Origin of the sequence: Haloarchaeobius caseinilyticus, assembly GCF_051207395.1 — an archaeon.
GTDB lineage: Archaea > Halobacteriota > Halobacteria > Halobacteriales > Natrialbaceae > Haloarchaeobius.
Window position 1 is genome coordinate 544,036 of record NZ_JBPJZC010000003.1, and the last position, 14,929, is coordinate 558,964.

16 protein-coding genes are annotated in these 14,929 nt (G+C 64.2%); 9 read left to right on the forward strand and 7 right to left on the reverse strand.

Going from position 1 to position 14,929, the window contains the following annotated elements; all coding sequences use genetic code 11:
- Positions 1-16: 16 nt before the first annotated feature.
- Both ACSC1P_RS15315 and ACSC1P_RS15320 read right to left on the reverse strand, forming a co-directional pair.
- A complete protein-coding gene (locus ACSC1P_RS15315; RefSeq protein WP_435361064.1) occupies positions 17-886 on the reverse strand; it encodes a TIGR01548 family HAD-type hydrolase in 870 nt (289 codons plus the stop codon).
- Positions 887-1,040: 154 nt separating this feature from the next.
- Entirely contained in the window at positions 1,041-1,442 is a 402-nt protein-coding gene (locus ACSC1P_RS15320; RefSeq protein ID WP_435361065.1) for a UPF0146 family protein, read from the reverse strand.
- 39 nt (positions 1,443-1,481) lie between these two features.
- On the opposite strand from ACSC1P_RS15320, the gene ACSC1P_RS15325 reads away from it, so the two are divergent.
- Together ACSC1P_RS15325 and ACSC1P_RS15330 are read left to right on the forward strand one after the other, a co-directional pair.
- Entirely contained in the window at positions 1,482-2,003 is a 522-nt protein-coding gene (locus tag ACSC1P_RS15325; protein ID WP_435361066.1) for an archaemetzincin family Zn-dependent metalloprotease, read from the forward strand.
- A gap of 3 nt (positions 2,004-2,006) precedes the next feature.
- Positions 2,007-2,714 (forward strand): hypothetical protein, encoded by a 708-nt coding sequence (locus ACSC1P_RS15330; RefSeq protein WP_435361067.1) that lies wholly within the window; start codon positions 2,007-2,009, stop codon positions 2,712-2,714.
- Positions 2,715-3,085: 371 nt separating this feature from the next.
- Here ACSC1P_RS15330 and ACSC1P_RS15335 read toward each other — a convergent pair whose 3' ends face one another.
- Genes ACSC1P_RS15335 through ACSC1P_RS15345 form a run of 3 tightly spaced genes read right to left on the reverse strand, consistent with a single transcriptional unit; the run spans position 3,086 to position 6,622 of the window.
- Complete coding sequence (locus ACSC1P_RS15335) at positions 3,086-4,417, reverse strand: NHL repeat-containing protein (protein WP_435361068.1); 1,332 nt, start codon at positions 4,415-4,417, stop codon at positions 3,086-3,088.
- Between the two features lie 55 nt (positions 4,418-4,472).
- A complete protein-coding gene (locus ACSC1P_RS15340; RefSeq protein ID WP_435361069.1) occupies positions 4,473-6,287 on the reverse strand; it encodes a ribosome biogenesis/translation initiation ATPase RLI in 1,815 nt (604 codons plus the stop codon).
- Positions 6,288-6,289: 2 nt separating this feature from the next.
- Positions 6,290-6,622 carry an EMC6-like membrane protein gene (locus ACSC1P_RS15345; RefSeq protein ID WP_435361070.1) on the reverse strand — a complete coding sequence of 111 codons (333 nt, stop codon included), beginning with the start codon at positions 6,620-6,622 and terminating at the stop codon, positions 6,290-6,292.
- A 154-nt stretch (positions 6,623-6,776) separates the two neighbouring features.
- Between ACSC1P_RS15345 and ACSC1P_RS15350 the strand changes: the two genes are divergently transcribed.
- Positions 6,777-7,052, forward strand: coding sequence for a MarR family transcriptional regulator (locus ACSC1P_RS15350; RefSeq protein ID WP_435361071.1), 276 nt, complete (start codon positions 6,777-6,779; stop codon positions 7,050-7,052).
- 91 nt (positions 7,053-7,143) lie between these two features.
- Complete coding sequence (locus tag ACSC1P_RS15355) at positions 7,144-7,566, forward strand: hypothetical protein (protein WP_435361072.1); 423 nt, start codon at positions 7,144-7,146, stop codon at positions 7,564-7,566.
- On the opposite strand, the gene ACSC1P_RS15360 is transcribed toward ACSC1P_RS15355, so the two are convergent.
- Positions 7,567-7,830 carry a hypothetical protein gene (locus ACSC1P_RS15360; RefSeq protein WP_435361073.1) on the reverse strand — a complete coding sequence of 88 codons (264 nt, stop codon included), beginning with the start codon at positions 7,828-7,830 and terminating at the stop codon, positions 7,567-7,569.
- 117 nt (positions 7,831-7,947) lie between these two features.
- On the opposite strand from ACSC1P_RS15360, the gene ACSC1P_RS15365 reads away from it, so the two are divergent.
- The gene (locus ACSC1P_RS15365; RefSeq protein ID WP_435361074.1) at positions 7,948-8,358 is read left to right on the forward strand and encodes a hypothetical protein; all 411 of its coding nucleotides are present in this window, start codon (positions 7,948-7,950) and stop codon (positions 8,356-8,358) included.
- Between the two features lie 252 nt (positions 8,359-8,610).
- Complete coding sequence (locus ACSC1P_RS15370; RefSeq protein WP_435361075.1) at positions 8,611-8,955, forward strand: hypothetical protein; 345 nt, start codon at positions 8,611-8,613, stop codon at positions 8,953-8,955.
- A 54-nt stretch (positions 8,956-9,009) separates the two neighbouring features.
- Here the strand turns inward: ACSC1P_RS15370 and ACSC1P_RS15375 are convergent, their stop codons facing one another.
- Positions 9,010-10,896 carry a PINc/VapC family ATPase gene (locus ACSC1P_RS15375; RefSeq protein ID WP_435361076.1) on the reverse strand — a complete coding sequence of 629 codons (1,887 nt, stop codon included), beginning with the start codon at positions 10,894-10,896 and terminating at the stop codon, positions 9,010-9,012.
- 417 nt (positions 10,897-11,313) lie between these two features.
- Here ACSC1P_RS15375 and ACSC1P_RS15380 point away from each other — a divergent pair, with 417 nt between their 5' ends.
- From ACSC1P_RS15380 to ACSC1P_RS15390, 3 genes are all read left to right on the forward strand, one after another.
- Positions 11,314-12,429 carry a M20 family metallopeptidase gene (locus tag ACSC1P_RS15380; RefSeq protein ID WP_435361077.1) on the forward strand — a complete coding sequence of 372 codons (1,116 nt, stop codon included), beginning with the start codon at positions 11,314-11,316 and terminating at the stop codon, positions 12,427-12,429.
- 82 nt (positions 12,430-12,511) lie between these two features.
- Positions 12,512-13,315 carry a hypothetical protein gene (locus tag ACSC1P_RS15385; RefSeq protein ID WP_435361078.1) on the forward strand — a complete coding sequence of 268 codons (804 nt, stop codon included), beginning with the start codon at positions 12,512-12,514 and terminating at the stop codon, positions 13,313-13,315.
- Between the two features lie 87 nt (positions 13,316-13,402).
- The gene (locus tag ACSC1P_RS15390; RefSeq protein ID WP_435361079.1) at positions 13,403-14,917 is read left to right on the forward strand and encodes a carboxypeptidase M32; all 1,515 of its coding nucleotides are present in this window, start codon (positions 13,403-13,405) and stop codon (positions 14,915-14,917) included.
- Positions 14,918-14,929: the final 12 nt, after the last annotated feature.

A 14,929-nucleotide genomic window follows, 5' to 3' on the forward strand; every position in this document is an offset into this window, starting at 1 on the left:
ATCTGGCGGGTGTTACTCACCCCTGCAACAGACCTGGGAGCAGGTTCACGTCTTCGAGAATTGCCTCTGCGCCGTAGGCGACGAACTTCTCTTTGCCCTCGACGCCGGCGAGGCCGCCCGTCATCACGCCGATACCGGTGTACCCGCGTGAGGTGTCTTCGGCCGCGGCGTTGCGCGCACAGGTCACGTCGTCGAGCGTGTCGCCGACGAACACGATGGAGTCGCTGTCGAAACGCTCCGCCAGTGTGACGAGCGCGTGCGGGTCGGGCTTGCCCGCTTCCCAGTCGTCCATCGTGAATCGATGTTCGTCGGGAATGTCGAGTCCGACGCGCGCGAGCGCGATGTCGGCCTCGTCCGCCGGTCGCCCGGTGACGACGCCGACGTTCCAGTTCTCGGTCAGTGCGTCGACCGTCTCGGGTTCGATGATGACCGGCTCGTCGTGGATGAAGCCCTCGCAGTCGATGTCCGGCTCGCCGCCTTCGATGCTCCGATAGAGGTCGGACCCGAGGTAGAGTTGCTGGAACACGTCACGCAGTCGTTCTCTGTCCCACTCGTCGCGGATTCGTTCGAGCGCGTTGGCACCGACCGCCGCGCCGACAGCGAGTTCCGCGCTGTCGAGACCGCCGCCGTGCTGGTGAATCTCGTCGGTGAACTCGTCGAGTGAGAGGTCCATCCCCTCTCGCGTTGCCAGCACGTACAGCGCCGCGGCGTACGTCAGTTCCCAGTCGTTGTTGAACCCACCTGCGTCTTTGAACGACTGGATGTCCTCCTTGCGAATCGTCTGCCCGTAGACGCGTTCGACGGACTCCAGGATGGCTCGGCGATAGGAGTCCGCCACGTCCACGAGTACCCCGTCGATGTCGAGGACGACCGTGTCGGCGTTCATGGTATCGGAATCGGCACGGTGGGTAAAGGGATTAACGGAGCGACGGGAGTGCCGAGGGAACCACGGCTCACCGAGTGCCGAACTGCACATCGGCACCACCGTGAGTTGCCGATTTCCCGACGCGGGACCGACGAACTGGGCAACGAGGCCGTGACTACCGGCCTGGCCCGTCGCTCGCGACGAACACCGTATCACCCGGAATCGTCTCGCGCGTGACCGGAATCGCGGGCTGGTCGCCGCCGAGCGTCGTGAAGAGGAACTGCGCGCCCGCGCGCCGCGCGACAGCCGCGGTCGGCTGGTGAAGCTCTGGCGGCTGGTTGAGCGCGTACACTGCGCCGACATCGGCGTACACCGACGGCGTCGGAGCGGTCACGTCGTCCTGCACGAAGTGTATCGCGCCCGGAACGTCTCGCGGGTGAACGTCCGTCGCGGTGACCGTCACCCCGCGCTCGGCCAGTTCGGCCGCGACGTCCGTTCGATGGCCGATACCGACCTCTACGACCCGCTCGAACACGGCGAGGCGGTCGACGAGTGCGGCGGTGGAATCGGTCGCCATGGCGGGATATTTATGCCCGAAGGTGACTTATCGGTTCCTATGCTCGTCGACATCGTTCCCGTGGGGGAAGTGCCCGCTCACGTCAAGCGGGCCGCATCTGAGGGACTTCGGTCGGTTTATGGCTGTGACGTAACTGTCCACGAGCCGCAGTCGCTACCGAGTGGGGCCTACGACCCGAAGCGGAACCAATATTCAGCGGAAGAGTTCATCCAACTGGCCGAGCGAGTCGGCAGTGGACAGAAAAACATCGCGGTCACTGCGAAGGACCTCTTCTATCGTCGCCGCAACTACGTCTTCGGACTCGCCTATCTGGACGGGAGCGGCAGCGTCGTCTCGACGTATCGCCTCCAAACCTCCAGCGACGGTGGGTTCTCTCACCGGAGTTCAGAAGCCGTCTTCGAGGACAGGATCCGCAAGGAAATCGTCCACGAAATCGGCCACACGATGGGGCTGGAGCACTGCGACAACAACCGTTGCGTGATGAACTTCTCGCCCACGGTTCGTGAAGTCGACGTGAAAGAGGAGAACCTCTGTGGTTCGTGCCAGCGACAGGTGCTCTAACTCGTGGCTGAGGGCGCGTTGCCAGCCGGCTGGCAGCGAGAGTACGACGGTCGTCACGGCGTCGAATACTTCTACGAACCCCGGAACCTGACCGTCAGCGTACTCCCGCGCTACGATTCGCCGGGCTCGCGTGCGAGTCAGATGGAGCCGAGTGGCTACCTCGTCCGGGTCCATCGCCTGTTCTCCTCGGAGTTCACCACGCCGCTGACCGTCGGTCTCACCGACTCGTTCCCGGCCGCGAAGGAACTCGCGACCCGGTACATGGAGCAGTTCACCAGCGAGTTCCTCCGCCGCGGCGCGACGGACGATTCGCTCGCCATCGAGGCGCTCTCTGCTGTCGCCGACTACTCCGACGACCTGTTCGTCGACGTGGTCCAGTCCCGCACGAAGTGGGGCCTGCGCGGCGTCGCGCACTGCTCGCCCGACAGCGTCGACGTCGTCTACCAGCGTGACGGCAGCGGGTTTACGGACGAACTCGCCGCGCGGCTGTACGACTCGGTTCGTGGCGTCTCGGTGGGGTCGGTCGGGAGCGACGGCGATAGCTCGTCGACCGGTGCGCTGGTCACGACCGACGGCGGAACCGCGGTCTGGGTCACGCCCGACGGTGACCCCGACTGTGGGACCCTCTGTTACTTCGCCCCGGACACGGCGCTCTCTGTGCCGGCGTTGTTCGAAGATACGGCCGAATTACTCAGACGACGGCCGAACTAAGCAGCGGTTCGTTCGATTGCTGTCGTCTGTGTTCGCGCTGCTGATTCCTGTGGAGGCGCACAGTTCACGAGTCACGACGCTATTGCGACGGCTTCTGCGTTCGACAAGCAGTCCACGAATCACGACGGTACATACCGCAGCCACAACCTCCCCAACCGATTGCGCTCCACGTGGTTCGAGAGAGCAACGCTCTCTCGTCATCACGAAACGGCAAAGCCGTTTCGAACGACTCCACTTCGTTCCGCTGTGGTGCTCATCCCTCGCGCGGGTTCGAGTTGGCCATCTCACAATGCTCGATGGCCAACACCGCGCGCGCCAGAGTGGTCGTGAGAAATTCGTCGAAAACGGTCAGCGACGGCTTGCTCGACCGCTCAGTTCGCCGAGCGTCGCCATCGCCTGACGCCCGCGTCGAGCAGGCCGACGGCGGCGAACAGGAGCGCCGCGACGAGCGGGTAGAGTTGTTCAGCGATGTCGTTCGGGAGGACGTACTTCGCCACGGAGACGCCGAAGGCCAGCCAGCGACTCACGGACCACGTCTCTTCGACGTTGCGTTCGAACGCGGCTTCGCTCGCCGACGGCCCCGGTGCGCTCCCGTCGGCGGCCGCGGGGTCGCGCGGGGTCACACGGTCGGCTTCGTACGGGAGCGACCCGGTTCGGACCGCCCAGACGACCTCGCCCTTCTGATTCAGTTCGACCACGCGGTCGTTGTACGAGTCGGCGACGAGCGTGTGCCCGTTCGGGAGGCGGTCGGCGTCGCGCGGCCAGTCGAACGTCGCGCTGCCGCCGGCTTCCCACACCTTCTCGCCGCTCGGGTCGAACTCGACGACGCGGTCGTGTTCGCTGTCGGCGACGAGGAGCGAGCCGTCGTCGAGTCGGTCCGGGTTGTGCTGTTCGTACAGCGGCCCGGCCTGTCCTTCGTACTGGTTCGGGCCGAGGACCGGTTCGACCGAGACGGAGCCGTCGTCGGCGACGTGGAGTTCGGCCACGGTGTCGAAGTTGCGCAGACTGACCTGAAACACGCCCGGTTCGACCCGGTCCACGTCGTTCACGTGCGTCCAGTCGCCCTCAACGTCCATCCCCTCGGGCCGCTCGTAGGTGTCCGAGGCGTTCCACTGCCACACGATTTCGCCCGCCGAATCGACCGCGAACACGCGGTCGTTACCCATGTCGACCATGGCGTAGCGTGGCTCGCCGTCGACGAGGTACCGGTCGGCGTCGTGGAGTTCGTGTTCGTGCTTCTCCACGTCGTACCACGCGTACTCCCAGACGAGGTCTTTCGTGTCGCGGTCGACGTGTTTGAGCGCGTTACGAACACAGCCGTCGTAGTCGTCGCTCGCGTACGGTTCGGGACAGCTCTCGTCGGCGACAGTCTCCGCCGTGGAGACCTGCACCGTCGTCTCGTTCACGGCCTCGGCGTCGAACACGTCATCCGCGCGGTACTCCCAGACGACTTCTCCTGTTGGACTGAGTTCGACGGCGCGACCCTCGTCGGCGTAGCCTTGCAGGCCGACGAGTGTGTTGTGTTCGGGACGATCGTCGTCCACCGTCAACTGCGGGTGCTGTGGTGCAGTGAGGTAGCCGGTGAGTGCGATAAGCAGGCAGACGAGTGCGAGAAGCGCGAACAGACGTATACGCCCATCTGGTTCGCGTAGACGGGCGAACGCGGGACGGACGCGTCGGAGGGCGTGACGGAACCGATTCACGACCGGGAGGAAGGAGCGTGTCTAATTGACGCCTTCGGTTCCAGTCAGTTCGGTCTTACCCGGAGTAGTAGTACTCGCCGTCGGACTTCTGCTGGCGGTCGAGTTGCGAGTCGGGCTTGTTCACCCGTGGGCGCTTCGTGCGCTCGTCACGGCGGAACGTCACGTCGAGGTTCGCGAGGAACTCGTTCATGCCCGAGCGCATGGCCTGCGGCGTGCCGGCGTGACCGTGTTCGGCCGGTTCGCCGTCGAACACCATCAGGCGGTCGGCGAGCAGGTCGATCATGTAGATGTCGTGGTCGATGACCATGACCGTCGCGTCCTGACTCTCGGCGTAGCGACGGATTGCGCGCGTGGCCTGCACGCGCTGTTCGACGTCGAGGTGGGCCGAGGGCTCGTCAAGCAGGTAGAGGTCGGCGTCGTCGGAGAGACAGGCCGCGATGGCGACACGCTGGCGCTCACCGCCGGAGAGGTCGTTCAGGTTCTGCTCCATGATACGGTGTAGCTGGAGCGGGTTCGCGATCTCCGTCTCCCAGTACGACGAGCCGAACTGGTCCGTAATCGACGCGAGGAACGCGTCGACGCGCATCGGCTGGTCGATGTCGATGTACTGTGGCTTGTAGGAGATATCGAGTTCGAAGTCGAGGTCACCCCCTTCCGGCGTGATGGAGCCGTTCAGCATCTTCGCGAGCGTCGACTTACCGATACCGTTCGGGCCGACGATGCCGAGCACTTCGTTGTCGTGGATGGCACCGCCCTCGACTTCGAGACTGAACTCGCCCTCGCCGTAACTCATCGACATGTCCGGGTACTCCGCGAGCACCTCGCCCTTGCTGACGGTGCGGGGCGCGTGCTCCTCGAACTTGATGGCCTTCGGCCGGATACGCATGTTCTCGTTTTCGAGGTAGCCCTTCAGGTACTCGTTGATGCCGTTTCGCACGGATTTCGGCGTCGTGACGACACCGTACGCGCCGGGTTCACCGTAGGCGATGTGGAGGTTGTCCGCGAGCAGGTCGAGGATTGCCAGGTCGTGTTCGACCACGAGCATCGACCGGTTCTCCTCTTCCGCGAGTTCGCGGATGAGTCGCGCCGCGGTGACGCGCTGGCCGATGTCCAGGTAGGGCGTAATCTCGTCGAGGAAGTAGAAGTCGGCGTCACGGGCGAGCGTCGCGGCGAGCGCGACACGCTGGAGTTCCCCGCCGGAGAGGTTGTCGATGGCCTGGTCCATGACCGGCGTGATGGACAGCCGCTCCGCGAGGTAGTCGACGACCCCGCGTTCGTCCGCGGAGTCGAGCAGTTCGCGGGTAACGCCGTCGAACTGGCGCGGAATCTGGTCGACGTACTGTGGCTTGCGCGCGACTGTAACGTCGCCGTCACGCAGTTCGCGGAGGTAGTTCTGTAGCTCGGTGCCGCGGTAGCGTTCGAGGACGTCTTCCCACGTCGGCTCGCGGCCGTAGTCGCCGAGGTTCGGGTGAATCTCGCCCGCGAGGATGCGAACCGCGGTCGTCTTCCCGATACCGTTCGGTCCGAGGATACCCGTCACCTGCCCGTCTTCGGGGGCGGGCAGGCCGTACAGCGAGAAGGCGTTCTCGCCGTAGCGGTGTGCCGGCTCCTCCGAGAGTTCCTGCGGGAGATTGATGATCTCGATGGCGTCGAAGGGACACTTCTCGACACAGATACCGCACGTCTCGCCGAGGCAAATCTCCTCGGAGATGCGGACCTGGTCGGGTTTCCCGTCGACGGTGTCCTCGCCGCGGAGCGTGATGCACTCCTTCCCCGTCCGGTTCGGGGGACAGAAGTTCTTACACTCGTAGTTACAGCGGTCGGGCTGGCAGCGCTCCAAGTCCACGACCGCGATACTGTCATCTGCCATTGTCAGTTGGCCTGCGCGCTGAGCATGATTCCCCAGGTGACGAACCAGAAGGAGAAGGTCATGAACGCGATGAAGAGGAAGTCTTTCGCGCCGAAGTCGTCCTTGTACACACCGATTACCCGCTGTACGAGCGGTTGGACGATGATGGCGAGGATGACGACGAACTGTGCGGTCTGATTGAACGCAGCAGCTTCCGGGGTCGCCGCACCGGCCGTGAGCTGCGACGAGGCGAACGCCGCCGCGACACCCGCCACCGCCGATAGTGTCGTGCGGGTTACCGTCTCGAAGTGCTGACGGTCCGCGTCGACCTCGGGGTCAGCTGTGTCGGTAGCCATGTACGTTGGTCCGAGAGCGTGCGTAAAAAGGCGTTCGCTTACAGACTGTCGGTCTCCGTCGGAACGTCGTCGCCCCGAACGGCCAAACTCGGTCGTTTAGGGCTATCTCGTTGGGGTGAATCTTTAAGAACGTGGGCGCTTTCGATTCGTAACGATGGCCGCTACAACTGGGGAAGAACTCGAGGAGTTACCACCGAGTGCGAAACTCGTATTCAAAGTTCTCGAGTACGACGGGCCACTCACACAGAAACAGATCGTCGAGGAGTCTATGCTCTCGGCACGCACCGTCCGCTATGCACTCGAACGCCTGCAGGATATCGACCTGGTCAACCAGGACGTCTACTTCGCCGACGCTCGCCAGAGCCTCTACGAAATCGACGAGGAGGTCATGGCAGCCGAGTCCGGTGGCGAAGCCTGCGCCGCCGAATAATCTCGACTCTCCTTTCGTCTTTCACGCTCGCTGAGCAGTTGCTGTCTCGACTGGCCGTATCCTTCTTGTCGGTCGGTGACGACAACCGGGTATGGCAGACGGTTCGTCACCGCCGGAACAGCCCCGTGGCCAGCGACGGATGTGGGTCATCGCGGCCGTGTTCGTGATGATCGCGTCGAGCGTCCTCGGCGTCGCCGGGGCGTACGTCTACGGCGGGGCCGACCCCATCGACCCGCCGGAGACCGAACTGGCGTTCGACCATCACGACGGGTCCGAATTGACCATCACACACGACGGCGGCGACTCCCTTCGTGCCGGAAACGTCGAGATACTCGTCGGTGACGGCCGAACGACGTGGGCACAGACCGACTTCAGCATCGACCCCAGTGACGAACTTACACAGGGCGACTCGACGACGATTTCAGGTATCTCGGCAGGTGATACCGTCACCGTCGTCCTCGACCGGGGCGAACAGACGTTCGTCGTCGGCGAGTTCGAAGTCGGTAGAGCGTAGTCAAAAGCGCCCGTTTCTCGCTGCAACGTCGACCACGGCCATCAGGAAGAGACACCCGTTGAGCACGAAGGCACTGGGTGGATACCCCGCAGCAGAACTGTGCAGAAACAACTCTCCGGTCGAAGCGAGGAAGACGACCGTGAGGACAGTGAACAGCGAGAGAGAGCGGACGGAAATCCGCCCGTCGCGGTAGAACTGGAGGACGCGACGCTGCCACGCGACTGCGATGAGCAGGAAGAAGCCGACAGCAGCGACGTCGACCATCGAGTGTATCCACGACATCGAACCGGTCGAGTCGACACACGCAGCAACGAAAATACCCGTCGCTCTCTCGGACACACACCGAACCGCATTTGGCCTCCCGCTGTCGTAGGCCACGCCATGAAGCCGAAACGCGTCGTCATCGTCGTCATCGCGCTCTTTCTCGCCAGTATCATCGCCGGGACGATTCAGGCGACACCGATCGAAGGTATCTCGGAAGCGAAGCGGACCGCGCTGGGAATCGCCGTCTCGACGCCTGTCGGCCTGCTCGTCTTCGGTATCGTCGGGAGCAATTTCGACTTAGACGGCTACATCGACGACCGCTCTGGCGCGGCCAAGTTCGGTGACCTCGTCTTCGTCGAGTTCGCCGCCATCATCGTCGGCCTCGGCTTGGCGGCCGCATTCGAAGGGATGCTCGGGGCGACTGCCGGCTGGGTCGGTGCCGGTGCGGGCTATCTCGCGGCGTTCACGACGTTCATGTGGCGCGCGAACGACTACCTGAACGACCCGAACGTAGAAGACGACGAGTAGCCGACGGCGGGCGAGCGCCGACAGAAAGCACTTGTAGTTGTTTGCAAGAAGACAGATATGCAACGTCGTGCGATCCTCGCCAGTGGGCTGACTCTTCTCGGTGGCTGTCTCGGTGGCGGATTTCTCGGAGCGACTCATCGGTTGGGGCTGCGCTGCTTCCCCGACGACTAGCAGCGGTCGTCGCCTGTCGGGAACAGGATGGGGGCTAAACCTGCCGAAACAGCCATCATCCCCGCAGTCGAGCATTGCCGCATGCACCCCTTCGAACGCGAGTACACCTTGCCAGTAGTCCTCGCCGTCGGCGTCGTCCTCCTCGCCGCGTCGGCCGTCTTCGACTCGCCAGCGACCGACGCCGCACCGACGCTGTTCGGTGGGCTGGTCGTCCTCGGGTTCGCGGCGTGGCTACTCCAGTTCGGGACGGCGCTTCGGACGCTGTTCGCCGCAGGTGTGGCGTTGCTGATTGGCGGTGTTCTCCTCCTCTACGACGGTCTCGCCACGCTGACGGTTGTACCGGCCTTCGCTGGGCTCGGTCTTGTCGGTGACCTCGCGCTACTGGTCGGCTTCGGTCTGTTCATCTACGACCGGCGCGTCGCATAATTCTCGACACGTCGCGCACCGACTGATTGCAGAAAGCGGCTCTCGGTCCGATTCTCAGGCCGTGTGGACCGTGATGGAGTTCTTGTGGTCGATGGCGCGCTCCAGTTCGTCGGCGATGGCGGAGCCACGCGACACCTGCACTTCGCCCCCCCGGCCGACCGTCGCCGTGAACAGGTAGTCGCCAGCGGCGCGGACTTCGACCGTCTCCCCGGTGTGGCCGTCGACCGGGATGACGATGTGCCGAGACGTGATTTCGGGCGTGACGAGCTGGCCAGTGTCCTGTGCCGACCCACCAGACTTGCCGCCGCCGGACGTGCCGCCACCGCTGTTACCGCCGGAGCCACCCGTGTTGTAGTGCGGGTTCTCGTCGTGGGTGCGCACGTCGATGTCGATGCCGAGGCGGTTCTCGATGTCGGTGATGCGGCCGCCACCCTTGCCGATGACCGCCGAGATGTCGTTCTCCTCGACGTAGACGACCGCGGTGTTCTGGCTCTTCAGGTCGACCGAGACGTGGCCGCGGGCGATGGAGCGAATCTCGCGCTCTATCTCCTGTTTGGCGATGCGGTCGACGCCGGAGTCTTTGCGGCCCTCGTCTTCCTTGAGCGGGACCGTGACGACCTGCCGGTTGAAGGTGTAAATCTCGTATTCTGGCGTACCCGTCTCGAACTCGTTGATGGTGATGACGGGCCGGGCGAGGTCTTCTTCGGTGAGACCGGCGGGCACCTTCACCTCGGTCTTCACGTCGTACACCTTCGCGATTTCACCGGCTTCGATGTAGACGACGGTGTCGACGACCTGGGGAATCATGCCGAGTTCGACCCGGCCGACGAGGCGCTGTAGTGCGTCGATGGCCCGCGTCGCGTGGACGACGCCGATCATGCCGACGCCCGCGAGGCGCATGTCCGCGAACACCTCGAAGTCGTTCGTCTTCCGGACTTCGTCGTAGATGGTGTAGTCCGGTCGGACCATCAGCAGCGCGTCGGCCGTGTTGGCCATCTGCCCGTCGAGTTCGGTGTACTGCGTGATTTCGGGACCGACCTGCAGGTCACGCGGTTTCTCCATCGTCTTGACGGAATAGTCGTTGTCGGAGATGAACCGAGCGACCGCCTGCGCGAAGGTGGACTTACCCGCACCGGGCGCACCCGAGATGAGGATACCGCGCTGGTGCTCCAGAATGCGGTCTTTGAGTTCCTGCGAGTGCTCGTAGTCCTCCATGTCCGTCTGCGCGATGGGTCGGACCGCCGTAATCTCGATACCGTCCGAAAAGGGCGGGCGGGCGACCGCGATGCGGTAGTGACGGAACTGGACGATGTCCATGCCGTTACGCGAGAGTTCGAGGAAGCCCTCGGAGGACTCCTTCGCCGCGTCGACGACCTCGTCGGCGTACTCGCGGATGGTCGCTTCGTCGAGAATTTCGTCTGCGATTTCGACGTAGTGCATGTCGCCGATAGCCCCGCGTTTGGCCTTCGGAACTGCGCCCGCTCGGAGGTGGACGCTCATCGTGTCCTCGTCGAAGTAGTTCTCGACCTGCAAGCGCTCGATGGAGCGCGTTTCGGCGGAGACGAACTCCACGTCGAGGCCTTTCGCCTTGGCGACCTCGGCCTGCACCACGTCGCTGGTGAGGAAGGTCGCGCCCATGTCGGCCGCGAGGTCGCGGATGAGGGCGTCGATTTCGCCCTCGTCGGCCTTGCTGATGTCCATGTCGTCGGGGCGCTTGCCCACGTATTCGAGGGAGATGGTCCCCTCGTCGGCGAGTTCGGCGAGGCGCTGGAGTTCTTCCAGCCCTTCCCAGCCGGTGTCGTACCCGGCGTTCGCCTGCGATTCCAACTCGGCGACCACGGCTTCGGGGACAGAGATAGTCGCCCCCTCGTAGTCGCCGTCGGCTACCTTCTCGGACACGCGGCCGTCGATGACCACGCTCGTGTCCGGAACAACGTTCATGCTCGCATGTAGGACCCCGCCCGTTCTTAAGGCCACGGACGCGAACAGGCACGATAGCACTGGGCATACTGCGATGTCGTGGACGTTTGGACGGGTGTTGGTGGTGACTCTGGTGTCGAGAAGCAGTTCCCGAATCACGACCCAGATGTCACGGTTGTTGGTTCTGGAGAGCAGTTCTCGAGTCACGACGGTATATTCCCGCACCGCACAGCACCGCAGCCACTACCTCCCCATCCGATTCCTCACTCGGCTCACTCCACTCGCCTCGTTCGTCATCCCTCGCGCGATTTCTGCTCGCGGCTTCGCTGCGCGAAGCACGCTCGAAAGCGCGCGCCATACCGGTTGGACAGCCACAGTCGTCCAGAGACCCCGAAAACGACGCCCGCACTTTTCACCTCGGCTCACGTCGACCACGCTATGACCGAACTCGCCGACCTGACCCGCGACCTCGTCTCGATTCCGAGCCACGAGGCGGAGGCCGCCGCAGGCGACTACATGGCGGAGTGGCTGCGCGAACACACCGACGCCGACGTGACCCGCGACGACGCCGGTGCCGCCGACGGCCGCGGCGGAAACGTCTTCGCTCGCAAGGGCGGCGAGAACGCGGACGCGCGAACGCTCGCCCTCGTCGGCCATCACGACGTGGTCCCGCCAGACGCTTCGCAGGTCACCGACGACGGCGGCTACGTCGTCTCCGAGGAAGACGGTCGCCTCTACGGCCGCGGCAGTGCCGACATGAAAGGCGCAGACGCAGCCATGCTGCTGGCGTTCCGAGATGCCGAAACCAGCCCAGACTGCGAACTCGTCTTCATCTCCTTCGTCGGCGAAGAACTGGGCGGTATCGGCGCGCGCTACGCCATCGACGAGGGCTTCGCGCCGGACCACGCGCTCGTCGCCGAGGGATCGACCGGCTACGCCTCGCCACCGGGCATCCTCGACGTGGCCGTCGCGCACAAAGGTCGCCGCGGGAGTACGATTACGGCGCAGGGAAGTGCGGCCCACGCGAGCGACCCTCACCTCGGTGAGAACGCCGTCTATCGTGCCTGTGACGCGGTCGACATCGTTCGCAACCTCGACTGGCCACGGACCGAAGTCGCGGGCGAGGAACTCGAAGGCAGCGTCGTCGTCACCGAAATCGAGGGCGGGTCGGCGTGGAACGTCGTGCCCGAGTCCTGTGCCGTTACGGTTGACGAACGAACGGTCCCAGGCGAGCGCGCAGCCCTCGAACGAGTCGAGCAAATCGACGGCGTGTCGTGGACCGTCGAGCAGGACTTGCCACCGATGCGCTGTGGCGACGACGAGTTCGCCGACGCCGTACTCTCGGCGGTGCAGGCGGTCCAGTCCGGCGACGGCCAGCACGTGACGAAACCGCACGCTACCGACGCCGGGTGGCTGGCGCAAGCGGGCACCGAGTGCATCATCTGCGGCCCGTCTGAACCGGGCGAAGCCCACACGAAGACCGAGAGCGTGAGTCTCGACGTGCTGGAGACGTGTTACGAGGCGTACCTCGAACTCGCCGAATCGTGGTCGTGAGTGAGAGACGAGACTAGGTGCAATCGCTACTGCACCTATGTCAATTATTTAGACACTCGATGAAGAATACGGAGTCAGAGCTATGCCCGCCCGCCGACGTGTCCTCCGTAACCTCGGTTGCTCCCTCGGTCTCGCGCTCCCTGTACTCTCGGGCTGCCTCGGGACAGCGAGCGACCCGGCTGGAAGCAACAGCACTGGGTCGTCGACCCGTGACTCGACGGGCGACCCACGAACGACGACCGAACCAAATAGCGACTGTCCGACCGAATACCCAGAGCCACCGACGAACCCCACGGCCGGCACCGCACGCGGCTTCGCTGAAACCTACGAGTACGCCGTGGCCTACAACGACGGCTGTCAGTACGAGACGTTCTCGGCGTACGGCGTGACAGCGGACGACGCTTCGACGGTCATCACAGCGACCAACACGGCGTTCTTCGTCGCCGTCAGAGAGAGCTATAGCTACAGCGGCGACGAAGTCGAAGGCGACGGCGTCACCGAGGGACTGTACCAGGTCAGTGACGGAACCTTCACGCGAGTCGACTCAAACGCGATGCAACAGGTCACAGTCGGCGAGCGACTCGGCCGGGATTATCCTCGCGACCACTCCCTCGACGTGGTGAATTTCGGGCAAGCACAAGTCGAGGTCACCGTCTCCATCACGGATCGGGAGACGGACTGGCAGGCGAGTGAGACGTGGCAACTCCGGGCTGGAACCGGTGCGACGTTCCGATTCGCACTCGACGAACACGTGCACGACGTGACGGTCGAGTTCGACGACTCGACGGTCGAGTACGCACTCGATACGTCGAGTTCGTCCGAACAGGCGGCCTACGTCTTCGGCAACGACGACGGAACGATAAGCGGTCGATGGGACCGACTCTGACCGCGCTCGTCGGTCTGCAACACTGTGTCGGGCGGTAGCGAGGCCCGCACCGCGGGATTGATAGTTTCGAACCGAAAAGGTAGGGGCATGGCAACTGAAGCCGCCACGGACGAAGTGGGTGACACCTACGACGCCTTCATCTCGCAGGTCAAGCGTATCACGAACGTCGGTAACGCCCAGCAGGTGCTGAGCTGGGACCAGGAGGTCATGATGCCCGACGACGGCATTCAAGCCCGTTCGCAGCAACTCTCGACGCTCTCCGCGCTCGGGCACGAACTGCTGACCGACGACGAGATGGGCGAGTATCTCGACGAACTGGAGGCAGCAGACCTCGACGAGGAGCAGGAAGCGGTCGTCCGTGAGGTTCGACGACGTTACGAGCGAGCGACACGCGTGCCGACCGAACTCGTGCAGGAGATCTCGCAGACGACCTCCGAGGCCCACCCGAAGTGGAAGAAAGCGAAGGACGAGGACGACTTCTCCATCTTCGCGCCGACCCTCGAAAAGCTGGTCGAGCTGAAGCGCCAGTACGCGGCGCACATCGACGACGAGAAGGACCCCTACGAGGTGCTGTTCGAGGACTACGAGCCGTACCTCGGCATGGACACGGCCGCCGAGATGCTCACGCAACTCCGCGAGGACCTCGTCCCGCTCATCGACCAGATTCGCGAGTCCGACGCCGACCTCGCCACCCCGTTCGAGGGCGAGTTCGACACGGACGTCCAGATGGACCTCTCTCGCGACGTGCTCGACACGCTCGGCTACGACTGGGACCGCGGTCGCATCGACGAGGCACCGCACCCGTTCTCGACCGGCACGCAGTTCGACGCCCGCGTGACGACCCGGTTCGACGCCGCGGACCCGCTCGGAGCCATCACGTCGACCATCCACGAGTTCGGCCACGCGCAGTACACGCTCGGCCTGCCGGACGAACACTACGGCACGCCGCTTGGCGAGTCGCGTGACCTCTCGGTCCACGAGTCGCAGTCCCGCCTCTGGGAGAACCACATCGGCCGCTCCGAGGACTTCTGGGAGCTGTTCCTCCCGACGATGCAGGAGCGATTCGACCAGCTTAGCGACGCGACGACGCGCGACGCCTACGAGGCTGCGAACACGGTGAAGGAGGACAACCTCATCCGCGTCGAAGCGGACGAACTCACCTACCACATGCACATCGTCGTGCGCTTCGAAATCGAGAAGGAACTCATCTCGGGCGACCTCGACGTCGAGGACATCCCGGAGACCTGGAACGACAAGTACGAGGAGTACCTCGGTATCCGCCCCGAGAACGACGCCGAAGGCTGCCTGCAGGACATCCACTGGAGCCACGGCAGCTTCGGCTACTTCCCGACCTACTCGCTCGGTTCCGTGATGGCCGCACAACTCTACGACGCCGCGAGCGACGACCTCGAAACGCTCGACTCGCAGGTCCGCGCTGGTGAGTTCGACGACCTCCGCGAGTGGCTCCGCAAGCACGTCCACGCCCACGGCAAGCGCTACACGACGGACGACCTCGTGCGTGAGGCCACCGGCGAGGACTTCACGGCGGACTACTTCGTCGAGTACGTCGAAGCGAAGTACGGCGAACTGTACGACCTGTAAGCCGGAGTTTCT